This is a genomic window from Pseudonocardia sp. Ae150A_Ps1 (genome assembly GCF_001932315.1).
GTDB lineage: Bacteria > Actinomycetota > Actinomycetes > Mycobacteriales > Pseudonocardiaceae > Pseudonocardia.
Genome location: NZ_MCIJ01000001.1, coordinates 1,639,278 through 1,661,339 on the forward strand (window position 1 = coordinate 1,639,278; position 22,062 = coordinate 1,661,339).

The following is a 22,062-nucleotide window of genomic DNA, read 5'->3' on the forward strand; positions in this document are numbered from 1 at the left end:
GAGGAGGGCGCGCTCATCCGCCGATCCGCCCCGTCGTCCCGGCCAGCACGGACGCCGAGCGCCCGGCCCGCAGCGCGATCACCTCGGCGACGATCGACACCGCCGTCTCGGCCGGGGTGCGGGCACCGAGGTCGAGCCCGACCGGCCCGTGGATCGCGGCGAGCGCGTCGGCGTCGGCACCGGCGGCGAGCAGCCGCTCGCGGCGTGCGGCCTGGGTGCGGCGGGAGCCGAGCGCACCGAGGAAGCCGCGCCCGTGGGCGAGCCCGTCCTGCAGGATCGCGTCGAACGCCGGGTCGTGGTCGAGCAGGACCAGCACGTCGGCGTCGGAGAAGGCGGCGACGGCGGCGCGGGCGTCGTCGAGGGTGGTCACGGTCCGCGCGGACCAGCCGAGCAGCCCGGACTGGGCCTGCAACGCGGCACCGAGCGCGCCCTCGCCGACGACCAGCATCGACGGCACCGGCACCCACAGGTCGATCAGCACGTCGACGCCGTCGGCGGTGACCCGCTCGGTGGTCGTGGCCCCGCGCCGGAGCAGGGTGCGGGCCTCACCGGCCGCGGCGGCGGTGACGGCGCCCAGGTCGCCGTGCTCCTCGGTCAGCTCCGGGCCGGTCAGCACGAGCGCGGCGGCGCCGTCGGACCGTGACAGCAGTGCTGCCGGGCGGGCGTTCTCCAGCGCCTCGCCGAGCGCGGCCGCCGGACCGTGCGGCAGCGGGTGGCCGAGCAGCGTCGCCCCGCCCGCACAGGCGAGCCCGGCGGCCACCGCGGACGCCTCGGCGACCTGCGCCTCCCGGACGCTCGTCGCTTCCCCGGCGGCCTCGGCCGCCAGCGGGTGCGCCGAGTCGTCGAGCGCCCCCAGGTAGAGGCTGCCGGACACCTCGCCGGCCGGGGTGCCCGCGATCAGCTGGCCGGACTCGACGGAGCCGAAGCCGTGCCGGTCGAGCACCCGGACGACGCCGATCCCGCCGGCGCCCCCGGACGCCCAGCGGAGCAGCGCGGCACCGAGCGCGCGCCGCGGATCCGCCGTGGCCTGCGTCGTGGGAGTGGTCACGCCGTCAGGGTAACGACGGGGTCTGACAGGACGCTGAGAGCTGCGTACGCGGCGCCGCCGAGCGTGTCGGATCCAGCAGTGGACGGTGTTCCCGCAGGTGAGCGGATGTCCGGTACCGCCGTTCGGGCGAGAGAGAGGTGACCGGGACGACGGAGCCGCCCCGGAACCGTACGATTCCGGCACGCGTTGTACGCGTCGTACGCCCATCCGATTTCGAGTCAGGAGTCATGGACCCCAGCGACAGTCCCGGCGCCGTCCGCCCCACACCCGGACGGCGACCCCGCACCGCCCTCGTCCCCGCGCGCACGGCCCTCCGGCCCGCCCGCCCCGATGACCGGGTGGTGACGCTCCGGTGATCGGCACGATCCTCGGCATCCTGCTCGGCATCCTCGTCGTCCTCGCGATCACCGCGTTGACCGGCTACTTCGTGGCCCAGGAGTTCGGCTACATGGCCGTCGACCGGTCCCGGCTCAAGGCCAGGGCCGCCGAGGGCGACGCCGGCGCCGCCCGCGCCCTCGACATCACCCGCCGGACGTCGTTCATGCTGTCCGGCGCCCAACTGGGCATCACCGTCACCGGTCTGCTCGTCGGTTACGTCGCCGAACCGCTGATCGGCGACGGCATCGGCGAGCTGCTCGGCGTGGTGAACGTGCCGACCGGCGTCGGCGCCGCGATCGGCATCGCGTTCGCGCTGCTGCTCTCGACCGTCGTGCAGATGGTCTTCGGCGAGCTGTTCCCGAAGAACCTGGCGATCGCCCGCCCGGAGCCGGTGGCCCGCGCGCTCGCGCTGTCCACCAAGACCTACCTGGCGATCTTCGGCTGGATCATCAAGATCTTCGACGCCGCGTCCAACGTGCTGCTCAGGGCACTGCGGATCGAGCCGGTGCACGACGTCGAGCACTCCGCCACCCGGCGTGACCTCGAGGCGATCATCGACGACTCGAAGGACTCCGGTGACATCGACCCGGAGCTCGCGACGCTGCTGGACCGCGCGGTCGACTTCAGCGACCGCACGGCGCGCGCGGCGATGATCCCGCGGCCGCGGGTGTCCTGGGTCCGCGACGACGCCACGGTGGAGAGCCTGATCGGTCAGATGGCGGTGCAGCACTCCCGCTACCCGGTGCTCGGCACCCCGCCGGACGCCGCCGACCCGGAGAACGCGATGGAGCTCGTCGGGGTCGTCTGCCTCAAGGACGTGCTGGCGCTGTCCGAGCGCCTCGGTGGGCGCAGCTTCGCCGAGGTCCGGGTCTCCGAGCTCATGCGGGTGCCGGTGCTGGTGCCCTCGTCGCTGCCGCTGCCGCAGGTGCTGGCCCGGCTGCGCGAGGAGGACGAGGAGCTCGCCTGCGTGCTCGACGAGTACGGCGGCCTGGCCGGCGTGATCACCGTCGAGGACGTGGCCGAGGAGCTCGTCGGCGAGATCACCGACGAGCACGACCAGGCGGGCACCGACCAGGCCACCGCGGCCGGCGACGGCTGGGTCGTGCCCGGCGACCGGCACGTCGACGAGGTCGGCAGGCTGATCGACGCGGAACTGCCCGACGGCGACTACCAGACCGTCGGCGGCCTGGTGATGGCCGAGCTGCAGCGGCTGCCGGAGACCGGTGACGAGGTCACCGTCGTCATCCCCGCCGACAACCCGGACGACGACGACCGCGCCCTGCGCCTGACGGTGCAGGAGGTGGACCGCCGCGTCCCCGCCGCGGTCCACCTGGTCTGGACCGAACCGGCCACCAGTTCCGACGACGAGCAGGAGGTGCGCGCATGAGCACCGTCGAGATCGTCGTCTCCGTCGCGCTCATCGCGGCGAGCGCGTTCTTCGTGGCGGTCGAGTTCGCACTCGTCGCCGCGCGCAACTACCGCCTGGAGGAGGCCGCGCAGACCTCGGCGTCGGCACGTGCCGCCCTGCGCAGCGCGAAGGACATCTCGCTGCTGCTGGCCGGGTCCCAGCTCGGCATCACGCTGTGCGTGCTGGGTCTGGGTGCGGTCACCAAGCCGGCCGTCGACTACGCGCTGCGCCCGGTCCTGGAGGGCTGGGGGCTTCCCGGCGGCGTCGCGGGCGTCGTGTCGTTCGTGATCTCCCTGATCGTCGTGACGTTCCTGCACCTCGTCGTCGGTGAGATGGCGCCGAAGTCCTGGGCGATCTCGCACCCGGAGCGCTCGGCGATCATGCTGGCGATCCCGATGCGGGCGTTCATGGTCGTCGCCCGGCCGCTGCTCCTGCTGCTCAACGGCGCGGCGAACCGCTGCCTGCGTGCCGTCGGTGTCGAGCCGGTCGACGAGATGGCGTCCGGCCGCAACGCCGACGACCTGCGTGAGCTCGTCGACCACTCGGCGAAGACCGGCGCGCTCGACCAGGAGCACCGTGACCAGCTGGTCACCGCGCTGGAGCTGGAGCGCACCCCGCTGCGGGATCTGGCGCACGAGCCGTCCGGGGTGTCGGCCGACGACGACGTCAGCACCGTCCAGGACACCGCCCGGCGCACCGGGCACCTGCGGCTGATCGTCCGCGACGGCGAGACACCCGTCGGCTACGTCCACGTCCGGGACACGCTGACCCGCGATCCCGGCACCCGGGCCCGCGACCTGATGCGCCCGGTGCTCACCCTGCCGGGTGACACGCTCTACCACACGGCGGTGAACACGATGCGCGACCAGCGTGCGCATCTGGCGCTGGTGGAGTCCGACGGCAGGCAGGTCGGCATCGTCACCCTGTCCGACCTGGTGGAACGACTGCTGCCCGAACCGGTGTAGGACGTCCCCCGGACCGGGTACCGGCGCTGCGCCCGGTCCGGGACCGTCCTACTCTGGGTCGCCTTCCGTCGCCACTTCCCGTGGGAGGTCCCACCGATGACCGCACCGTCGCTCCGTCCGGCCGAGCTGGACGACGCAGCGCTCACCCGGCTGAAGCAGCTCGAGGACCGGATCGGCGGGCCGCTGGTGGCCTACCGTCCGGAGTCGCCGTACGCGGCGCTCAGCGAGGACGACCTCGCCGAGGTCCGCCGGACCGAGAACGAGCTCGGCGTGCAGCTGCTGGCCTACCGGGCCTGACCGGCCCCCGACACGAGAACGCCCCGCCCGGGATCCGGGCGGGGCGTTCTCGTGCGCGGGTGCTCAGCAGCCGAGCAGGCGGGTCGCCAGCCAGGTCTCGACCTGGTCGAGCGCGACGCGCTCCTGGGCCATCGAGTCCCGCTCGCGGATGGTGACGGCCTGGTCGGTGAGGGTGTCGAAGTCGACCGTGATGCAGAACGGGGTGCCGATCTCGTCCTGACGACGGTAGCGGCGGCCGATGGCGCCGGCGTCGTCGAAGTCGACGTTCCAGTTCTTTCGCAGCTGCGCGGCCAGGTCCTTCGCCTTGGGCGACAGGTCGGCGTTGCGCGACAGGGGCAGCACCGCGGCCTTGACCGGGGCGAGCCGGCGGTCGAGCTTCAGCACGACCCGCTTGTCGACGCCACCCTTCGCGTTGGGCGCCTCGTCCTCGGTGTAGGCCTCGATGAGGAAGGCCATCATCGACCGGCCGACACCGGCCGCCGGCTCGATCACGTACGGCTTGTACCGGGTGTCGGTGGCCTGGTCGTAGAACGACAGGTCGACGCCGGAGTGGTTCGAGTGGGCTGTCAGGTCGAAGTCCGTGCGGTTCGCGATGCCCTCGAGCTCGCCCCACTCCTGGCCGGTGAAGTTGAACCGGTACTCGATGTCGACGGTGCGCTTCGAGTAGTGGGAGAGCTTCTCCTTGGCGTGCTCGTAGTGCCGCAGGTTGTCCGGGGAGATGCCCAGGTCGGTGTACCAGCGGGTGCGCTCGTCGATCCAGTACTGGTGCAGCTCCTCGTCGCTGCCCGGCTCGACGAAGTACTCCATCTCCATCTGCTCGAACTCGCGGGTGCGGAAGATGAAGTTGCCCGGGGTGATCTCGTTGCGGAAGCTCTTGCCGATCTGGCCGATGCCGAACGGCGGCTTCTTGCGCGAGGTCGTCTGCACGTTCAGGAAGTTCACGAAGATGCCCTGCGCGGTCTCCGGGCGCAGGTAGTGCAGCCCCTCCTCGGACTCCACCGGGCCGAGGAAGGTCTTCAGCATCATGTTGAACTCGCGGGGCGCGGTGAACTGCCCGCGGGTGCCGCAGTTCGGGCACGGGACCTCGGAGAGGTCGTTCTGGTCGGCCTGCTCCGGGTCGCGGCCCTTGCGCTCGGCGAACTCCTCGGCGAGCTGGTCGGCGCGGTAGCGCTTGTGGCAGGACTCGCACTCGACCAGCGGGTCGGAGAACGTGCCGACGTGGCCGGACGCGACCCAGGTCTGGCGCGGCAGGATGACCGACGAGTCCAGGCCGACGACGTCGTCGCGGCCGGTCACCACGGTCTTCCACCACTGGCGCTTGATGTTGTCCTTCAGCTCGACGCCGAGGGGTCCGTAGTCCCACGCCGACCGCGTACCGCCGTAGATCTCGCTGGAGGCGAAGACGAATCCGCGCCGCTTGGTCAGCGCGACAATGGTCTCGATCTTGGCGGAGGTCGGCTTGCTGGCCACAGCGGTACTCCAGGAACGTGGTTCGGACTCTCCCACCGGCAGGGCGGCCAGAGGGGCGTCCCAGATTACCGACCCGCCGTCACCGCATCTCTCCCGCCCGGCCCGCGCGCAGCTCGCGCCGCGGCCCGCGCCCGGCTCGCCCTCACCCGCCGGACGCTCACTGGTTCCGCCGCCGCTCACGCGATCGGGCGAGCGTTGCCGGAACTCGTGAGCGTCTGCGGCTCCAGCAGGGAGCGCAGCCTCGTGGTCACCTCGTCGTAGTGGTCGATGTCGTGCCAGGTCCAGCGGACCACGGTCCGGACGGCCGGCTGTGCCCGCAGCGCGTCCTCCCGCCGCTTCTCCCGCAGGACCGCGTCGGCCACGGTCTCCCCCGGACGCAGCGACCTGCCGTACTTCTCCATGCCGTCGAACTCGCCGACGACGCCGTGCTCCGGCCACCAGAAATCGACCTGCCCGACGAAGCCCCCGGACCGGTCCCGCACGACGTGCTGCAGGCGGGGCGCCGGCACGCCCTGTACCTGCATGCGGACCCTGCTCCGCGACTCCCCCGGGCCGTCGGCGCGCCCGTCGGCGAACGCGGCGACCGCCCGTGCCGGGCCCGCACCCCGGCGGCCGGCGGCCCGCCCGACGGCGTCGGCGACCTCGGCCTCCGTGCAGAGCCCCCGGAACAGTGCGGCGTCGGCGACCGGCACCGACGTCTCGAACGGTGCGGTCCGCGCCACGTCGACGACCGTGCGCGCGGCGGAGGTCACCGGGACCCCGCCGACCGTGGTGACGTCCCCGTCCGGGAGCGGGGCCGCGCTCAGGCACACACGAGCTGTGCTCCGGCCACCCCCGGAACGGTCACGGGTGACGTGGACCCGGCGCAGCGGCACGCCCCACACCGGCAGGTCCTGCAGGACCGCCGTGGACAGACCGCTGACGACGGCGCCCGGCCCGAGAAGAGGCAGCGTCGCCTCGACGAGCAGCCGGTGGCGCTCCACCGCGCTGCGTCGGCGAGGGTCGTCGGCGTCGAGGTAGGCGCCGGGGCGTACCCGCCACAGCGTTCCGCGCCCGATCGCGGAGCGGACCTCCTCGTCGGTGCGGCCCTCCGCGAGGAGCCTGCGTCTCAGGTGCAGTTCGCCCATGCCACGACCCTGCCGCCGCGACACGCCCCTGTACCGACGGCCTGCGAACCTGTGGACACCGAACCGACTTGTGGACAACCGCCACCACCCCCAGCGGTCCCGGCGGGTCCGGGCGCCCACCGGTCGGGCCGACCCTGACCGACCCGCCGGCGCTCATCGGACCGTCTGTGCTCACCGGACCGTCTGTGCTCACCGGATCCGTGGGGCTTCAGCAGATCCGTGGGTGCGGAACGGATCCGTGGGCCCACCGTCTCCGCACACGCTCGCCGGTTCCGCCGATGCTCACCGGATCGCGTGAGCGCCGCCAGAATCCGCGAGCCGCGCTGCTCACCGGATCCGCAGACGCTCACCGACTACGCCGCCGCTCACCGGATCGCGTGAGCGCCCCCGCATTCCGCGAGCGCCCCACATTCCGCGAGCGTCGCCGGATCGCGTGAGCGCTGCCAGAACCCGTGAGCGTTGCCAGAACTCGCGAGGCGCGCTGCCCACCAGATCCGCTGACGCTCACCAGATCCGCCGACGCTTACCCGATCGCGTGAGCGCCGCCCGATCAAGTGAGCGCCGCCCACCCCCGCGGGCGGTGCCCACCCCCGCGAAGGGTGCCCGAACCCGCGAGCGACGCCAGATCCCGCGCGCCGCACCATCCACCGCATCCGCACACGCTCACCAGATACGCCGACGCTCACCCGATCGCGCGAGCGGCACCGGAACCCGTGAGCGTTGCCGGGGCTCTGGAGTCCCTGGGCGGCAACGGGGCCCTCGGTGGCGCCGGGATCCGTGGGCGCCGGGATCCGTGGGCGCCGGGATCCGTCAGTGCCTGGATCCGTCACTTGCCGAGGCGGGTTCGACGGAGCGGCGCGCCGGGAACGGGCCGGCGCCGCAACCGGGGCTGGGGCCGGGGCCGGGGCCGGGGCCGGGGCGGCGAGGGTGCGTCAGTCGGTCAGGAGGCTCGGGTGGTGGGTGACCGTCGTGCCGGGGGGTGCCGAGATGCGGGTCTCGTAGGTCGCCTCGGTGGTCGTGTCCGCCTCGGCCAGCAGCGGGTGCACGTGTTCCCGGACCGCGAACGGGCCCAGGGCGCGGCGGTAGGCGTCGACCGAGTCGAACCGGACGGTCAGCACCCACTGTTCCGGGTCCTCGATCGCACGGCCCACCTCACCACCGCGGTACCCCCGCTGGGCGGCCAGCAGCTCGAGGGCCCTGGCGGCGCGGGCGGTGAAGCCGGCGGCACCGGCGGGCGACACGGAGAACCGGCAGACCAGCAGCACCCCGCGACGATAACGAACACGCCTACCATGTCGGGCGCGGTCGGCACTGCTCTTTCGGTGCCGGGGGTGTGACCGCCGCCCCCGGGGACGGGACGGTCATCTGATGTCAGCCGCGACGGAGGCGACTCGGGCCCCCGACGACCACTCCGGGGACCACCACCCCGCGCCCGAGCCGGGCCCCGTCCGTGACCAACGCACCCTGGCCGCCGCGGGCGACCTGCTGCGGGCGCTGGCCGCGCCGGTCCGGATCGCGATCGTCCTGCAGCTCCTGGAACACTCGCGCTGCGTCCACGACCTGGTCGACGCGCTGGGTGTCGCCCAGCCGCTGATCAGCCAGCACCTGCGGGTGCTCAAGTCGGCGGGCGTGGTCGAGGGTGAGCGCAAGGGACGCGAGGTGCTCTACTCGCTGGTGGACGATCATCTCGCGCACATCGTGGTGGACGCGGTGGCACACGTGGAGGAGGGCCCGTGACGGACCAGGCGGTGCAGGACGGGCCGACGCGGTCGACAGCCGGTCCGCGCGGCATCCGGGCGACCCGGCAACGCGCCGCGGTGACGGCGCTGCTCGACCGGATCGAGGACTTCCGGTCCGCCCAGGAGATCCACGAGGAGCTCCGCCGCACCGGCGAGGGCATCGGCCTGACCACGGTCTACCGGACCCTGCAGACGCTCGCCGAGGGCGGCGAGGTCGACGTGCTGCGGACCGCGTCCGGCGAGGCCGTCTACCGCCGGTGCGAGACCGAGCACCACCACCATCACCTGGTGTGCCGCCGGTGCGGCGCCGCCGTCGAGATCGAGGGCCCCGCCGTCGAGTCGTGGACCCAGTCCGTCGCCGAGCAGCACGGCTTCACCGAGGTGTCGCACACCCTGGAGATCTTCGGGCTGTGCGGGCGCTGCACCGCCGCACGCGAGTCCTGACCCGCCACGAGGAGTCCCTCAGCAGGGGAGGTCCGGGCGCGGGTCCGGCGTCGGGGCCCACCGGCCGTCGACGATCGCGTAGGTCCAGGACGGCCCCCGCCGCGCCAGCCGGTCCAGCGCCCCGACCAGCCGGTCGACGTCGTCCGCGGTCGTGCGCAGCCCGAGCGAGGCGCGGACCGCGTCGCCCCCGGTGATCCTGTCCAGCAGCGGGTGCGCGCAGAACCGGCCGTCGCGCACGCCGATCCCGTGCTCCGCCGAGAGCGCCGCCGCGACCAGCCCGGCCGGCAGGTCGCCCAGGGTGAAGGAGACGGTGGCGGTCCGGTCGCCGGCGTCGTCGAACGCGGACAGGGTCCGCAGACCCGGCACCGTGGCGATACCGGCTCGCAGCCGCTGCGCGAGCGCCCGCTCGTGCGCCGGGACGACGTCGTCGATCAGCGGCTCGAGCTCCCGGCAGGCCGCGCCCAGCGCCGCCGCACCCAGCACGTTCGGCGTGCCGCCCTCGTGCCGCTGCGGCGCGGGCAGCCACTCCGTACGGGTGGTGTCGCCGTCGACCGCGACCGAGCGGACCGCGCCGCCCCCGGCCAGGTGCGGTTCGGCGGCGTCGAGCCAGTCCCGGCGTCCGACCAGGACACCGGCGCCGTAGGGGGCGTAGAGCTTGTGCCCGGACAGCACGACGTAGTCCGCGCCCCAGCCCGCGAGATCGACCCGCCGGTGCGGGGCGAGCTGCGCGGCGTCGACGCAGACCCGGGCGCCCGCCGCGTGCGCGATCGCGGCGATGTCGGCGACCGGCAGCAGCTCACCGGTCACGTTGGACGCGCCGGTCACGGCGACCAGCGCCGCGTCCGGCCGCGCGGTGAGCTCGGCGCGCAGCGCGTCCAGGGTGGCGGCGACGGTCCGCCCGGCGCGGACGACGCGGTGCTCGGAGTGCCGCCAGGCCAGCAGCGTCGCGTGGTGCTCGAGATCGAGGGTCACGACGGGGCCGGGGACGGCGCGGGCGAGCAGGCCGAGTGCGTCGGTGGCGTTCCGGGTGAACACGACGACGTCGCCGGGGCGGGCCCGGACGAACCGCGCGACGTCGGTGCGGGCCCGCTCCACCAGGGAGGTGCAGATCCGCGAGGTCCAACCCGCGCCGCGGTGCACGCTGCCGTAGCGGGGCAGCACCTCGGCGACGTGTGCGGCGACCGCCTCGAGCGCGGGCGCCGACGCGGCGGAGTCGAGGTCGCAGTAGCGGACGTGGGTGCCGTCGACCAGCGGGACGGTCAGGTCGGCGCCGACGACGCGCGGCAGCGCGCCGGCGGGCGTAGTACGGGTGGTGGCGACGGTGTCGCGCAGCAGGGCAGCAGTCATGATCCGGCCTCCGGATCTCGGGGACCCGGAGCCCGGTACGGCGAGCTCGGATCCGCGCTTGCCGGCGCGGGTGTCGCGACGGCCCGGTCATCACCCGGGGCACCCCGCCGCGGAGGAGGGTTGCCGGCCAGCAAGCCGGGGCTTCGCGCTGGCACTCGTGACCTTCGGGCCGAGACGCTAGCACGCGGCCGTCCGGACCCGGTCGCGGTGCGTGCCACGTCACCGGACGTCTCATAACGCGACACCGTGCCCCCGCCCGCGCGGCTAGCGTCGGGCATTCGGAGCTTCGGACGTTCGGAGGTGGGTCGACGATGACCGACACGCAGCAGGACGGTGCGCCCGCGGCGCCGACATCGGTACGCCGGATCGACGTCCCGGAGTCGGGTGAGCTGGCCCAGCTGGCGGGCGTCCTCGACGACCTGCAGTACGTCCTGCGGTGCTGCGAGCACCTGGTCACCACGCTCGGCGGCCCGGAGTCCGGCCCGGTGCGGGTGGAGTCCGATCCCGCACTCGTCGAGGCGTTGTGGACCGGCGCCGTCACCGGCTACGTGCGGTGCTTCTCCGGGCGGACCAGGACCCTGACGAAGGACGACCTGGGGGAGCTGGAGCTGGACGGCGACGTCACGGCCTTCCACGACATGGTGCTCACCCTGCGGGACCACTACGCGTCGCGGCACGTGAACCCGCGCGAGTCGTACACGATCGGCGTGGCCCAGTCGAACGACGGCAGCCCGCGGGGCGTCGCGATCGTCTCGACGCCCCGCCCGCAGGTCGACGAGACGACGGTCCGGCTGCTCGGCCGGGTCGCCTACGGCCTGTCCGCGCTGGTCGACGCCCGGATGACCAGGTCGCAGAACGACGTCCTCGGCGTCGCGCGGGACATGTCCCCCGCGCAGCTCTCGGCACTCCCGATCATGCACCTGTCCGGCGGGGACGACGGGGACGGCGACGGCGGGACCGGCGCCGGGTGAGGTGATCCACCGGCCCGGACGTGCATGGAACGGCGCGCAGCGGCAACACCTCTCAGGACACGCACGAACCGTCCGAGGAGGAACGACCGGATGACCGCCCGCACGACCACCCCCGACGCCGTCCACGCCGCCCTGGACGGGGTGACGTTCCCGGCAGGCAAGGACGAGCTGGCCGCCGGCGCCGAGCGCAACGGGGCCGACGCCCGTACGACCGAGGCGATCCGCGCCGTGCCGGCCGAGGACTACCGGTCCGCCTCCGACGTCGTCGCCGCGGTCGACACCGCCGACGAGTCCGAGGAGGAGACCGAGCAGCTCCGCAAGCAGCGGCGGACCGAGCACACCCACGGCGGCCTGTCCGAGGCCACCAAGGACGTCGACCCGGTCAACCCGATCGAGGAGGAGCTGGGCACCAACCGCAAGAAGTGAGTGCCCGGTACGCCGCCGTCCGGTGACCTCCCGGTCCCGGGCGGCGGCTCAGGACTCCACGAGTTCGGCGCGCATGCTCGACGCCGACGACACGACGAGCATCAGCAGCGTCCCCATCGGCTGTTCCTCGAGTCCGACGGCCGGGAACGCGTAGCGCAGGGTCACGTCCCAGCCGTGCTCGCCCTGCACCACTCGCGGGGTCCCGAAGAGCCCCTCGCCGACACCCGTCCCGACCCGGCGGGGCACGTCGTCGTCGGCCAGGTCCCAGGCGACGACACAGGTGATGTTGAGGACCGGCAGGCCCTCCTCCAGCTCGGTGCCCTGGACCACGCACAGCACCCCGCCGTGCGCGAAGGTGAGGGCGCCGTCGTCGTCCACCTGGACGTCGTGGAACCGCTCCAGCGCCGCGCGGGCGGTCGCGAGCATGCCCTCGATCACGGTGTCGGTCATGACGCCCCCGCACTGTCGACGGCGCCGCCGAAGCGGCGGTCCCTGCGCGCGTAGATCTCGATCGCCTCCCAGATGTGCCTGCGGTCGAAGTCCGGGAACAGCGTGTCCAGGAAGACCATCTCGGCGTAGGCGGACTGCCAGAGCAGGAAGTTCGACGTCCGCTGTTCCCCCGACGACCGCACGAACAGGTCGACGTCGGGCATGTCCGGCTCGTCGAGGTGCCGCGCGAGCATCCGCTCGTCGATCCTGTCCGGTTTGATCTTCCCCTCGGCCGCGAGCCGCGCGAGGTGCCGGACCGAGTCGACGATCTCGGCGCGGCCGCCGTAGTTCACACACATCGTGAGGTTGAGGACGTCGTTGTGCTTCGTCCGCTCCTCCGCGACCTCGAGTTCCTTGATGACCGAGCGCCAGAGGCGCGGGCGGCGGCCCGCCCAGCGGACCCGCACACCCATCTCGTGCATCTCGTCGACCCGGCGGCGGATGACGTCGCGGTTGAACCCCATCAGGAACCGGACCTCGTCGGGGCTGCGGCGCCAGTTCTCGGTGGAGAAGGCGTAGGCCGACAGCCACGTCACCCCGATGTCGATGCAGCCGCGGGCGACGTCCATCAGGGACGCCTCGCCGCGCTTGTGCCCCTCCGTGCGGGGCAGGCCGCGGGCGTTGGCCCAGCGGCCGTTGCCGTCCATCACAAGGGCGACGTGGCGCGGCACCAGCTCCGGTGGGATCGCCGGGGGCCGTGCACCGGACGGGTGCGGCGGTGGGGGCTGGAACGGCACGACCTCACCCTACGTCCGCCGCCCGGCCGGACCGCCCGGCAGGCCCCGGGCCGCTCAGATCCGGAACTGCTCGTCGGGCTCCTCGCGCTCGGGCCAGGCGGGGACCTCCGAGTCCTCCAGGCGCTCCACCGTCTCGCGCAGGTCCCGCATCCCGCGGTGCCCGCGGACGCGGTCGGACTCGGACAGCGGGTCGGACTCGTCGGGCCGGATCACCGGCAGCATCGGGATCGCGGGCCAGGCGCCGTCGTCGGTGCGGGTGCGGACCTGGCGCATCGCGCGGGTGGGACCGTCCTGCGGGGACTCCGGCAGCACCTCGGTGCGCACCGGGATCTGCTGGGTCGGCGGGACGGGGATCCGCTGGGTCGTCGCGGGGAGCCGGCGGGTGGTGCTCTCGGCTCGTCCGTCGTCGTCCCGCGGGGTGTGGGGTCGGGTCACGACTACCTCTCCGTCGACGGGCTGGGGTCCCGTCGATCACAGGATCGTAACGAGATCGGCGCCCGGTCGCCCACCCACGACGGGATTCACCCGGTGGAGTCGGCGGGTGCGACACGCAACGCGACCGGCGGTGGTACCGGGACACCGGCGCCGGCGGGTGGGACCGTTCGTCGGCCCGGTCCGGCCTTTCGGCGGCCCTGCCGCACAACGCATCCGGCCGGACGGACGCACGACGTACCGCCTGCCGGGTCAGTCGGTGGCGGCGTCCGGGGCCTCCGGACCGGCGGGGACGGCCGGTTCCGGCTCCCGCGTGCGGGCCCGGCGGTCCACCAGCGGCAGGGATCGCAGCTGCCGTTCCAGGTGCCACTGCAGGTACGCGGCCACCAGCCCGCTCGCCTCCCGCCGGTTCGGCGTCGCCGAGGCGTCGGCGGTCGCCCAGTCACCGTGCAGCAGGGCCTCGAGCAGGGACACGGTCTCCGTCGCCGGGGTGACCGAGCCGGGCGGGCGGCAGCGCGGGCACACCATCCCGCCCCCGGCGACGGTGAAGGCCCGGTGCGGCCCGGGCGTCGCGCACCGGGCGCACTCCGACAGCGACGGCGCCCATCCGGCGTGGCTCATCGCGCGCAGCAGGAACGCGTCGAGCACCAGCGCGGGTTCCCGGACGCCGTCGGCCAGCGCCCGCGTCGCCCCGAGCAGCAGCAGGTACACCCGCAGCGCCGGCTCGCCCTCCTCGGACACCAGCCGGTCCGCGGTCTCCAGGATCGCGCAGCCGCACGAGTACGCCGACCAGTCCGCGACGACGGCGGGCGCGAACGCGTCGACGGTCTGCGCCTGGGTGACGACGTCGAGGGTGCGGCCGGTGTAGCACTGCACGTCGACGTGGTTGAACGGCTCCAGCCGCGCCCCCCACCGGGACCGGGTGCGCCGGACGCCCTTCGCGACGACCCGGATCTTGCCCCGCTGCTTCGTCAGCATGGTGACGATCCGGTCGGCCTCGCCGAGCTTCTGCACGCGCAGCACCACACCGGTGTCGCGGTAGAGCTGGGCCATGCACCCAGCCTAGAGCGTGCTCAGAAGCCCAGCTTGCGCAGCTGCTTGGGATCCCGCTGCCAGTCCTCCGCGATCTTCACGTGCAGGTCCAGGTGCACCCGGGTGCCCAGCAGCTTCTCGATCTGGCGGCGGGCGTCGGTGCCGACCTGCTTGAGCCGGGCGCCGCCGCGGCCGATCACGATGCCCTTCTGGCTGGACCGCTCCACGTAGATGATCGCGTAGATCTCCAGGAGGTCCTTCTTCGCGATCGTCTCCTCGACGACGACGGCGATCGAGTGCGGGAGCTCGTCCCGCACGCCCTCCAGCGCGGCCTCCCGCACGAGCTCGGCGACGAGCACGTCCTCCGGCTCGTCGGTCAGGTCGCCGTCCGGGTAGAGCTGCGGGCCCTCCGGCAGCCGCGCGACCAGCAGGTCCGCCAGCAGCTGCACCTGGTAGCCGGACTGCGCGCTGGTCGGCACGATCTCGGCGAAGTCCATCAGCCCGGAGACCTCGGTGAGCCGCTCCGCGACCTGCTCCGGGCGGGCCAGGTCGGTCTTGGTGACGACCGCGACCACCGGCGTGTGCGTCGCGATCTTCCGCAGCTCCTCGGCGATGAACCGGTCGCCCTTGCCGACCTTCTCGTTCGCCGGGACGCAGAACCCGACGACGTCGACCTCGGCCCAGGTCTCGCGCACCAGGTCGTTCAGCCGGGACCCGAGCAGCGTGCGCGGCCGGTGCAGGCCGGGGGTGTCGACCAGGACGATCTGGGCGTCCGGGCGGTGCACGATCCCGCGGATCGTGTGCCGGGTGGTCTGTGGCCGCGACGAGGTGATCGCGACCTTCTGGCCGACCAGCGCGTTGGTCAGCGTGGACTTGCCGGCGTTGGGCCGGCCCACGAAGCAGGCGAAGCCGGAGCGGAAGGTCCCGGCGGGCTGGGGGACGGTCACGACGCGCCCAGCCTGTCCAGGATCTCGCGCCCGATCGGCAGGGCCGCCGTCGCCGCCGGGGACGGCGCGTTCAGCACGTGCAGGATCGAGCCCGCACCGCCGGTGCCGGCCGGGCCCGGCTGGTCGAGGAACAGGAAGTCGTCGACCAGGGTGCCGTCGGCCTTCACCGCCTGCGCGCGGACACCGGCGCCGGCGGGATGCAGGTCCTCGGCCCGCACGTCGGGCAGCATCCGCTGGATCTGGCGGACCATCGCCTCCTTCGAGAGCGAGCGCCGGACCTCGCCGATCCCGTACCGCCAGTGCTTCTGCGCGACCTTGATCATGCCCGGGTAGGTGAGCGTGCCGAGCAGCTCCTTCGGCTTGACCGTGCCCCAGGAGTAGCCCTCGCGGGCCATGGCCAGCACTGCGTTCGGGCCGGCGTGCACGTGGCCGTCGATGCCGCGGGTCGCGTGCACCCCGAGGAACGGGAACGCCGGGTCCGGAACCGGGTAGATCAGGCCGCGGACCAGCGAGGCCGCCTGCTCGGAGAAGCCCGAGTACTCCCCGCGGAACGGCACGATCCGCACGCCCGGGTCGGCCCCGGCCAGCGTCGCGAGCTCGTCGCAGCGCAGCCCGCCGCAGACCACGACCCGGGAGCCGAGCAGGTCGCCCTGGTCGGTGCGCACGACGACGTCGGACGGCCGCCGCGCGAAGCCGGTCACCGTGCGGCCCAGGTGCACCTCGCCGCCGTTCTTCTCGATCAGCTCGCCGAGCTTCTCGGCGACCGAGCGGTAGTCGCAGATGCCGGTGGAGGGCACCCACAGCGCGGCGAGCCCGCGGACGTCGGGCTCGTAGTCCCGGATCCCGTTCTCGTCGAGGCGGTGGTTCTCGACGCCGTTGGCCGCGCCGCGGCGGGCGAGCTCGTCGAGCCGCGGCAGCTCCTCGGGCTCGGTGGCGACGACGAGCTTCCCGCACACCTGGTGCGGCAGGTCGTGCTCACGGCAGAACGCGACCGTCTCGGCACACCCGGCGACGGCGAGGCGTGCCTTGTACCCGCCGGGCGCGTAGTAGAGCCCGGAGTGGATGACGTTGGAGTTGTTGCCGGTCTGGTGGTTCGCGAGGCGGGACTCCCGCTCGACGACGGCGACCGACAGCCCGGACCGCGTCGCGGCGTAGGCGGTGGCCAGCCCGACGATCCCCCCGCCGACGACCACCAGGTCGTGCGACGGCGTCGCGGGCAGCCCCGTCACGCGGCACGCTCCACGGTCGGGGCGGACGTGCGTGCAGCCATCGGTTCCTCCTCCGGCCCGCGGGTCGCGGGTCCGTCTCCAGCTCGTCGTGCTCCCGGCGCGGGGAGCGGTGTCATGCGCGGCGTGCGGCGTCGCCGGTGTGCTCGGTCGGGTCGCCGGCGACCGGGTCGGGGACGTCGCCGTCGGGACCGCCGGTGCCGGATCCACCCGCGTCGTCGGCGTCGTCGTCCTCGGCCGGGACCAGCGGGCTGACCAGCACCGAGGTGATCCGGATGCGGCCGCGCGCGTCCTTGCCGCCCTCGCCCTCCAGCCGCAGCAGGCCCTCCACCTCGGCGGTCGCCCCCGGCAGGGGGACCTTGCCGAGCCGCTGGGCGAGCAGGCCACCGACCGTGTCGACGTCGGCCGCCTCCAGCGCCTCACGCAGCTCGTCCTCCCGCGGGGTGCCGCGGAACCGGCCGGAGAAGAGTTCCTCGAGGTCCTCGACCGGCACCCGGGCGGCGACCCGGAACGCCCCCTCGGGGAGCTCGGAGACCTCCGGGACCTCCTCGGTGTCGTACTCGTCGGTGATCTCGCCGACGATCTCCTCGAGGATGTCCTCGATCGTGACGACACCGGCCGTGCCGCCGTACTCGTCGACGACGACGGCCATGTGGTTGCGGGTGCGCTGCATCTCGCGCATCAGCTCGTCGCTGCGCTTGGAGTCCGGCACGAACGCCGCCGGTCGGATGATCTCGACCAGCGACTTCTGCGGGGCGCCGCGGAACTGCGCGTCGTCGCGGGCCCGGACCAGGTCCTTGAGGTAGGCGACGCCGATGACGTCGTCGATGCCCTCGCCGAGCACCGGGATGCGGGAGTAGCCGCTCTTCAGCGCGAGCCGCAGCACCTTGTCGACCGGGGTGTCGCGCTCGGTCCAGATCACGTCCGGGCGCGGCACCATGATCTCCCGGACCGGGGTCTCCCCCAGCTCGAACACCGAGTGGATCATCTTGCGCTCGCCCTCGTCGACGACGCCGCGGTTGCTGGCCATGTCGACCAGCTCGCGCAGCTCGACCTCGGTCGAGAACGGGCCCTCCCGGAAGCCGGGGCCCGGCGTGATCGCGTTGCCGATGAGGATCAGCAGCGACGCCAGCGGCGAGAGCACCGTGCCGAGCGCGCGGATCGGGGCGGCGAGCAGCAGCCCGATCCGGTACGGGTGCTGACGCCCGAGCGTCCGCGGGCCCACGCCGATCAGGACGTAGCTGGCCAGCACCATGATCACGCCGGTGAGCACCAGGCCGATCCACGGCGCGGAGAACAGCGGGGCCAGCGCGACCGCCAGCAGGACGACGGCGACCGTCTCGCAGGTCACCCGCAGCAGCATCAGCAGGTTGACGTGCCGCGGACGGTCGGCGACGACGGCGGCGAGCGCCCGGCCACCGGCACGCCCGGCCCGGACAACGGCGTCCACCCGGGCCCGCGAGATCGACATCAGGGCCGAGTCCGCGGCGGCGAACACCCCGGCCAGCAGTACGAGCAGGATCGTCGTGACGATCAGCCAGACGGTGGTCACTTCTCCTCCGGAGCGGCGTGATCGGGGTGCGGCGTCATGAGGGGCCGGATCACCGGCCCTGTTCGTCCTCGAAGCCGGCGGCCCCCATCAGGCGGTCGTCGCTGCGGCGCTGGGCGTCACGGGCCCGGACCTTCGCCCGGTCGTCGTTCCAGCGGACCAGCAACCGGTTCTGCAGCGCGAACATCTCGCGCTCGTCGTCCGGCTCGAGGTGGTCGTAGCCGAGCAGGTGCAGGATCCCGTGCACGGTGAGCAGGTGCAGCTCGTCGGCCAGGGTGTGCCCGGCCTTGCGGGCCTGGTCGCGGGCGAACGCCGGGCAGAGGACGACGTCGCCCAGCAGCGCGGGCCCGAGATCGGGGGCGTCCGGGCGGCGGCCGTCGTCGGCGAGCGAGTCCATCGGGAACGCCATGACGTCCGTCGGGCCCGGCTCGTCCATCCAGCGGACGTGCAGGTCCTCCATCGCGTCCAGAGCGACTGCGGTGATCGCCAGCTCAGCGGCCGGGTTCACCTTCATCGCGTCCAGCGCGTACCGGGCGACCGACACGATCTGTGCCTCGTCGATCGCGATCCCGGACTCGTTGACGACCTCGATGCTCACGCCGGCGCCGCCTCAACCCACCTGTCTCGTTCCGTCTGGTCGCGACCAGCGTAGTCGGGCGCGCGAACGGGCCCGGCGGGGCCCGCTCACCGGGCCCGGAGCGACCACCGCGCGTCGGCACGACGGTCGCCGTGCGTCACCGGCGGCGGCCGCCGTGCCGGGTCGGCGGGCCGTTGCGGGGTGCCCCGTTCCCGCCGCCGACGGCGGCCCGGTGCTCGGAGACTGCGTCGAACCGCGCGTAGGCGTCGACGATGTCGGACACGAGCCGGTGCCGGACGACGTCGGCGCTGTCGAGGTGCGAGAAGTGCACGTCGTCGACGCCGTCGAGGATGTCCTGCACGACGGCGAGCCCGGAGCGGGAGCTGCCGGGCAGGTCGACCTGGGTGATGTCGCCGGTCACCACGATCTTCGAGCCGAAGCCGAGCCGGGTGAGGAACATCTTCATCTGCTCGGGCGTCGTGTTCTGCGCCTCGTCGAGGATGATGAACGCGTCGTTCAGGGTGCGGCCACGCATGTAGGCCAGCGGCGCGACCTCGATCGTCCCGGCGGCCATCAGCTTCGGGATGGACTCCGGGTCGATCATGTCGTGCAGCGCGTCGTAGAGCGGCCGCAGGTAGGGGTCGATCTTCTCGAACAGCGTGCCGGGCAGGTAGCCGAGCCGCTCACCCGCCTCGACGGCCGGCCGGGTCAGGATGATCCGGTTGACCTGCTTGGCCTGCAGCGCCTGGACGGCCTTCGCCATCGCGAGGTACGTCTTGCCGGTACCGGCCGGGCCGATCCCGAAGACGATCGTGTGCGAGTCGATGGCGTCGACGTAGCGCTTCTGGTTGAGCGTCTTCGGCCGGATCGTCTTCCCGCGCCGGGACAGGATGTCGAGGCTGAGGACCTCGGCCGGGGACTCGCCGATCCGGTCGCGAGTGGGGGCCTCCGCGTCGGACAGCATCGACACGGTGCGCCGCACGGTGTCGGCGCCGACCAGCTGGCCACGCTCGGCGAGCGTGATGAGCTCGGCGAAGACCCGCTCGGCGAACGCGACGTCGGCCGGTTCCCCGGAGAGGGTCAGCTCGTTGCCGCGCACGTGGACGTCGGCGACCAGCTCCTCCTCCGCGGCGCGCAGGCTCTCGTCGCGGGAACCGAGGAGGGCGAGCAGGGCGGTGTCCGGCACGGCCATCCTCGACCGGACGGTCCCGCCCTGATCGGTGTCGGACCGCAGGTCGGTCCGGGATGCGGGGCCGGGTTCGGTGCCGGTCAAGAGTGCGATCGCCTGCCTCGGGAGTCGGTGTGCCTGAGCGCCCGCCGATGGTACCCGCCGGGCACCGTCCGTCACCCGCGGATTCCGGCTATCCGGCCAGGCCCTCCAGCGCCCGGAGCGCGGCCGTCCATGCCGGGTGCGCGACGTCGATGAGCTGCAGGTGGTCGGCCCCGTCGACCCGCACGAGCTCGGCCCGGTCCCCCGCCGCCGTCGCCGCCTCGACGAACCGTTCGCTCTGCGCGATCGGCACGACCTCGTCGGCTGTGCCGTGCACGCAGACTGTCGGCACCCCCAGCGGCAACGCCTCCGCCGGGCTCGTGGCCCGGTACCGCGCCGGGTCGCTCGCCGGGGTGGCCGCCACGAGATCGGCGACGGCGCCGCCGTCGGCCCCGCTCCGCCGGGCCGTCGCCAGGTCCAGCACCCCGGCCTGGGAGATCACGCCGGCCGGCCGGACGACGGGTGCAGCGCCCGGTTCCCCCGGTGCCAGCCGGGCCCGCATCGCCAGCCAGGCCGCGAGATGACCACCGGCGGAGTGCCCCAGGACGAACACCCGCCGCAGGTCGATCCGGGTGCTCCCGACCTCCGCGAGCCGGTCCGTGGCGAGCGCGACGTCGTCGAACGTGGAGGGCCACCCACCGCCGCTACCGACCCGCCGGTACTCGATGTTCCAGGTGACGAACCCGGCCGCGACCAGCGCCGACGCGATCGGCCGCATCAGCGAGAGGTCGGTCCCGGTGCGCCAGAAACCGCCGTGCACGACGACGGTCGCCCGTGGCAACCCGCGGGTCCGTGGGAAGGTGAGCTCCCCGAACTGGTCCGGCTGCCCGCCGTAGGCGATCCGCTCGGGCGCGGGCGCGGCGGTCGTCGGCGCGGCGGAGCCGCCCCCGCCACGGTCCCCGCCGCCGCCACCGTCGCCGCTGTCACCACCGCACGCGGCGAGCAGCGGGGACGCGAGGGCGCCACCGACGAGGAGCCCGAAGTCACGACGACCGATCCGTCGGCTGTGGTCCGCATCACGCACGGTGCGGATCATGGCAGGTGATCGGGACGAGGACGAGTGGAACGGCGGGCGTAGCGGCTCGGGCGGGCGTAGGAGCGCAGCCGTCGGCAGGAGCGCAGGCGACGAAGCGCCGAGCGATGCCGTGCCCTTCTCCGGAATCGCTGCCTGAGGAAGCGATCTCGCGGGAGGACCACCCCGGTCCCCCTCGGGACAACCGGTTCAGGACACCGGCTCAGGACACCGGCTCCGGGATACCGGCCCCGGGACTCGACCCACGCCACCGCCGGGAGCACGGCCCGAGGACCGAAGCCGGACTCCGAGATCGCTTCCCAGGGAAGCGATCTCGCAGAAGTCCTCCCCTCGGGGCCTCGCCGGGAGCCCCTCGGGGGCGCCCCGGGCGGTGACACCCGCTCAGCCGCTCCAGCGCCCGGTCCGGACCGCCAGCGCGCCGAGCGCGACGCAGGCGGCGGTCGAGGCGCGCAGCACCTCGGGGCCCATCCGGACCGGGACGGCGCCGGCGTCGGCGAGCAGGGCGAGCTCGTGGTCGTCCACCCCGCCCTCGGGGCCGACGGCCAGCAGGACCTCCCCCGCGTCGGGCAGGGGGACGTCGGCGAGGCCGGTGCCGGCGGACTCGTGCAGCACCAGCGCCACGTCGGCGTCGGCGACCCGCCGGGCCAGCTGCCGGGTCGTGACGGGGTCGCCCACCTCGGGCTGCCAGGGCCGCCGGGCCTGTTTGGCGGCCTCCCGCACCGTCGACCGCCAGCGTGCCAGGGCCTTCGCGCCGCGCGGGCCGTCGTCCCAGCGCGCGACGCAGCGCGACGCCGTCCACGGCAGGATCCCGTCGGCGCCGGCCTCGGTCGCGGTCTCGACGGCCAGCTCGCCGCGGTCGCCCTTCACGAGCGCCTGCGCGACGACGAGCCGGACCGCGGGCGGCGGGGTCCGCAGCGTCTCCAGGACGCGCAGCGAGAGCGCGTCCTTCCCCTCGGGGGCGACGACCTCGGCGTGCGCGAGGCCCCCGCGGCCGTCGGACAGCACCAGTGCCTCGCCGGGGCGGAGCCGGCGCACCGTCGCGGCGTGCCGGCCCTCCGGCCCGTCCAGCAGCGTCCTGCCGCCGGGGCCGGGGAGGGCGCCCACGTCGTCGACCAGGAACAGCGGCGCCGTGGTCACCGGTCGCCGGCCC

23 protein-coding genes and 1 riboswitch are annotated in these 22,062 nt (G+C 73.8%); of the genes, 7 read left to right on the plus strand and 16 right to left on the minus strand.

What is annotated here, in order from left to right:
• Window positions 1–13: 13 nt before the first annotated feature.
• The gene (locus tag Ae150APs1_RS07310; RefSeq protein ID WP_249266252.1) at window positions 14–1,048 is read right to left on the minus strand and encodes an XdhC family protein; all 1,035 of its coding nucleotides are present in this window, start codon (window positions 1,046–1,048) and stop codon (window positions 14–16) included.
• A 352-nt stretch (window positions 1,049–1,400) separates the two neighbouring features.
• Between Ae150APs1_RS07310 and Ae150APs1_RS07315 the strand changes: the two genes are divergently transcribed.
• The 3 genes from Ae150APs1_RS07315 to Ae150APs1_RS07325 all read left to right on the plus strand — a co-directional run bounded on the left by Ae150APs1_RS07315 (window position 1,401) and on the right by Ae150APs1_RS07325 (window position 4,096).
• Window positions 1,401–2,813: a hemolysin family protein gene (locus tag Ae150APs1_RS07315; RefSeq protein WP_075296582.1), complete on the plus strand. Its 1,413-nt coding sequence runs from the start codon at window positions 1,401–1,403 to the stop codon at window positions 2,811–2,813.
• Window positions 2,810–3,799, plus strand: coding sequence for a hemolysin family protein (locus Ae150APs1_RS07320; RefSeq protein WP_010227451.1), 990 nt, complete (start codon window positions 2,810–2,812; stop codon window positions 3,797–3,799). Before Ae150APs1_RS07315 ends, Ae150APs1_RS07320 begins: the two co-directional genes overlap by 4 nt.
• A gap of 96 nt (window positions 3,800–3,895) precedes the next feature.
• A complete protein-coding gene (locus Ae150APs1_RS07325; RefSeq protein WP_010227453.1) occupies window positions 3,896–4,096 on the plus strand; it encodes a hypothetical protein in 201 nt (66 codons plus the stop codon).
• Between the two features lie 63 nt (window positions 4,097–4,159).
• Here the strand turns inward: Ae150APs1_RS07325 and Ae150APs1_RS07330 are convergent, their stop codons facing one another.
• The 3 genes from Ae150APs1_RS07330 to Ae150APs1_RS07340 all read right to left on the minus strand — a co-directional run bounded on the left by Ae150APs1_RS07330 (window position 4,160) and on the right by Ae150APs1_RS07340 (window position 7,958).
• On the minus strand, window positions 4,160–5,566 hold the full coding sequence (locus Ae150APs1_RS07330; RefSeq protein ID WP_075296584.1) for a glycine--tRNA ligase: 1,407 nt from the start codon (window positions 5,564–5,566) through the stop codon (window positions 4,160–4,162).
• A 176-nt stretch (window positions 5,567–5,742) separates the two neighbouring features.
• Window positions 5,743–6,693: a hypothetical protein gene (locus Ae150APs1_RS31035; protein ID WP_075296586.1), complete on the minus strand. Its 951-nt coding sequence runs from the start codon at window positions 6,691–6,693 to the stop codon at window positions 5,743–5,745.
• 932 nt (window positions 6,694–7,625) lie between these two features.
• Entirely contained in the window at window positions 7,626–7,958 is a 333-nt protein-coding gene (locus tag Ae150APs1_RS07340) for an antibiotic biosynthesis monooxygenase (RefSeq protein ID WP_010226208.1), read from the minus strand.
• Between the two features lie 103 nt (window positions 7,959–8,061).
• On the opposite strand from Ae150APs1_RS07340, the gene Ae150APs1_RS07345 reads away from it, so the two are divergent.
• Both Ae150APs1_RS07345 and Ae150APs1_RS07350 read left to right on the plus strand, forming a co-directional pair.
• Window positions 8,062–8,430 carry a metalloregulator ArsR/SmtB family transcription factor gene (locus Ae150APs1_RS07345; protein ID WP_010226206.1) on the plus strand — a complete coding sequence of 123 codons (369 nt, stop codon included), beginning with the start codon at window positions 8,062–8,064 and terminating at the stop codon, window positions 8,428–8,430.
• Window positions 8,427–8,876 carry a Fur family transcriptional regulator gene (locus Ae150APs1_RS07350; RefSeq protein WP_010226204.1) on the plus strand — a complete coding sequence of 150 codons (450 nt, stop codon included), beginning with the start codon at window positions 8,427–8,429 and terminating at the stop codon, window positions 8,874–8,876. Before Ae150APs1_RS07345 ends, Ae150APs1_RS07350 begins: the two co-directional genes overlap by 4 nt.
• Window positions 8,877–8,894: 18 nt before the next feature.
• On the opposite strand, the gene Ae150APs1_RS07355 is transcribed toward Ae150APs1_RS07350, so the two are convergent.
• On the minus strand, window positions 8,895–10,223 hold the full coding sequence (locus Ae150APs1_RS07355; protein ID WP_075296588.1) for an aminotransferase class V-fold PLP-dependent enzyme: 1,329 nt from the start codon (window positions 10,221–10,223) through the stop codon (window positions 8,895–8,897).
• Between the two features lie 49 nt (window positions 10,224–10,272).
• Window positions 10,273–10,386: riboswitch (SAM riboswitch) on the minus strand.
• Between the two features lie 148 nt (window positions 10,387–10,534).
• Here Ae150APs1_RS07355 and Ae150APs1_RS07360 point away from each other — a divergent pair.
• Window positions 10,535–11,194, plus strand: coding sequence for a hypothetical protein (locus tag Ae150APs1_RS07360; RefSeq protein ID WP_010226200.1), 660 nt, complete (start codon window positions 10,535–10,537; stop codon window positions 11,192–11,194).
• Between the two features lie 90 nt (window positions 11,195–11,284).
• A complete protein-coding gene (locus tag Ae150APs1_RS07365) occupies window positions 11,285–11,620 on the plus strand; it encodes a DUF2795 domain-containing protein (RefSeq protein WP_075296590.1) in 336 nt (111 codons plus the stop codon).
• A 48-nt stretch (window positions 11,621–11,668) separates the two neighbouring features.
• Here Ae150APs1_RS07365 and Ae150APs1_RS07370 read toward each other — a convergent pair whose 3' ends face one another.
• The 11 genes from Ae150APs1_RS07370 to Ae150APs1_RS07420 all read right to left on the minus strand — a co-directional run bounded on the left by Ae150APs1_RS07370 (window position 11,669) and on the right by Ae150APs1_RS07420 (window position 22,049).
• Window positions 11,669–12,070, minus strand: coding sequence for a hypothetical protein (locus Ae150APs1_RS07370; RefSeq protein WP_010226197.1), 402 nt, complete (start codon window positions 12,068–12,070; stop codon window positions 11,669–11,671).
• Window positions 12,067–12,846: an isoprenyl transferase gene (locus Ae150APs1_RS07375; protein WP_075296592.1), complete on the minus strand. Its 780-nt coding sequence runs from the start codon at window positions 12,844–12,846 to the stop codon at window positions 12,067–12,069. The genes Ae150APs1_RS07370 and Ae150APs1_RS07375 overlap by 4 nt, the downstream gene beginning before the upstream one ends.
• A 54-nt stretch (window positions 12,847–12,900) precedes the next feature.
• Window positions 12,901–13,281, minus strand: a complete 381-nt coding sequence (locus Ae150APs1_RS07380) for a hypothetical protein (protein ID WP_075296594.1) — start codon at window positions 13,279–13,281, stop codon at window positions 12,901–12,903.
• Window positions 13,282–13,530: 249 nt separating this feature from the next.
• A complete protein-coding gene (gene recO / locus Ae150APs1_RS07385; protein WP_075296596.1) occupies window positions 13,531–14,331 on the minus strand; it encodes a DNA repair protein RecO in 801 nt (266 codons plus the stop codon).
• A 20-nt stretch (window positions 14,332–14,351) separates the two neighbouring features.
• Window positions 14,352–15,257 carry a GTPase Era gene (gene era, locus Ae150APs1_RS07390; protein ID WP_010226189.1) on the minus strand — a complete coding sequence of 302 codons (906 nt, stop codon included), beginning with the start codon at window positions 15,255–15,257 and terminating at the stop codon, window positions 14,352–14,354.
• Window positions 15,254–16,486, minus strand: a complete 1,233-nt coding sequence (gene lhgO, locus Ae150APs1_RS07395; protein ID WP_075296598.1) for an L-2-hydroxyglutarate oxidase — start codon at window positions 16,484–16,486, stop codon at window positions 15,254–15,256. The genes era and lhgO overlap by 4 nt, the downstream gene beginning before the upstream one ends.
• A 112-nt stretch (window positions 16,487–16,598) precedes the next feature.
• Complete coding sequence (locus Ae150APs1_RS07400) at window positions 16,599–18,035, minus strand: hemolysin family protein (RefSeq protein WP_075296600.1); 1,437 nt, start codon at window positions 18,033–18,035, stop codon at window positions 16,599–16,601.
• A 49-nt stretch (window positions 18,036–18,084) separates the two neighbouring features.
• Window positions 18,085–18,630, minus strand: a complete 546-nt coding sequence (gene ybeY, locus Ae150APs1_RS07405; protein ID WP_075296602.1) for an rRNA maturation RNase YbeY — start codon at window positions 18,628–18,630, stop codon at window positions 18,085–18,087.
• 136 nt (window positions 18,631–18,766) lie between these two features.
• Window positions 18,767–19,882, minus strand: a complete 1,116-nt coding sequence (locus Ae150APs1_RS07410; protein ID WP_075296604.1) for a PhoH family protein — start codon at window positions 19,880–19,882, stop codon at window positions 18,767–18,769.
• An 88-nt stretch (window positions 19,883–19,970) separates the two neighbouring features.
• Window positions 19,971–20,903 carry an alpha/beta hydrolase gene (locus Ae150APs1_RS07415; protein WP_283160238.1) on the minus strand — a complete coding sequence of 311 codons (933 nt, stop codon included), beginning with the start codon at window positions 20,901–20,903 and terminating at the stop codon, window positions 19,971–19,973.
• Window positions 20,904–21,293: 390 nt separating this feature from the next.
• The gene (locus tag Ae150APs1_RS07420) at window positions 21,294–22,049 is read right to left on the minus strand and encodes a 16S rRNA (uracil(1498)-N(3))-methyltransferase (protein WP_075296606.1); all 756 of its coding nucleotides are present in this window, start codon (window positions 22,047–22,049) and stop codon (window positions 21,294–21,296) included.
• Window positions 22,050–22,062 lie beyond the last annotated feature (13 nt).

What these genes read in the sequence shown, in the direction of transcription:
- Ae150APs1_RS07320 (WP_010227451.1), top strand. Translation starts at nt 2,810, where the DNA reads ATGAGCACCGTCGAGATCGTCGTCTCCGTCGCGCTCATCGCGGCGAGC.
- Ae150APs1_RS07325 (WP_010227453.1), top strand. Translation starts at nt 3,896, where the DNA reads ATGACCGCACCGTCGCTCCGTCCGGCCGAGCTGGACGACGCAGCGCTC.
- Ae150APs1_RS31035 (WP_075296586.1), bottom strand. Translation starts at nt 6,693, where the DNA reads ATGGGCGAACTGCACCTGAGACGCAGGCTCCTCGCGGAGGGCCGCACC.
- Ae150APs1_RS07345 (WP_010226206.1), top strand. Translation starts at nt 8,062, where the DNA reads ATGTCAGCCGCGACGGAGGCGACTCGGGCCCCCGACGACCACTCCGGG.
- Ae150APs1_RS07355 (WP_075296588.1), bottom strand. Translation starts at nt 10,223, where the DNA reads ATGACTGCTGCCCTGCTGCGCGACACCGTCGCCACCACCCGTACTACG.
- Ae150APs1_RS07360 (WP_010226200.1), top strand. Translation starts at nt 10,535, where the DNA reads ATGACCGACACGCAGCAGGACGGTGCGCCCGCGGCGCCGACATCGGTA.
- Ae150APs1_RS07365 (WP_075296590.1), top strand. Translation starts at nt 11,285, where the DNA reads ATGACCGCCCGCACGACCACCCCCGACGCCGTCCACGCCGCCCTGGAC.
- Ae150APs1_RS07370 (WP_010226197.1), bottom strand. Translation starts at nt 12,070, where the DNA reads ATGACCGACACCGTGATCGAGGGCATGCTCGCGACCGCCCGCGCGGCG.
- recO (WP_075296596.1), bottom strand. Translation starts at nt 14,331, where the DNA reads ATGGCCCAGCTCTACCGCGACACCGGTGTGGTGCTGCGCGTGCAGAAG.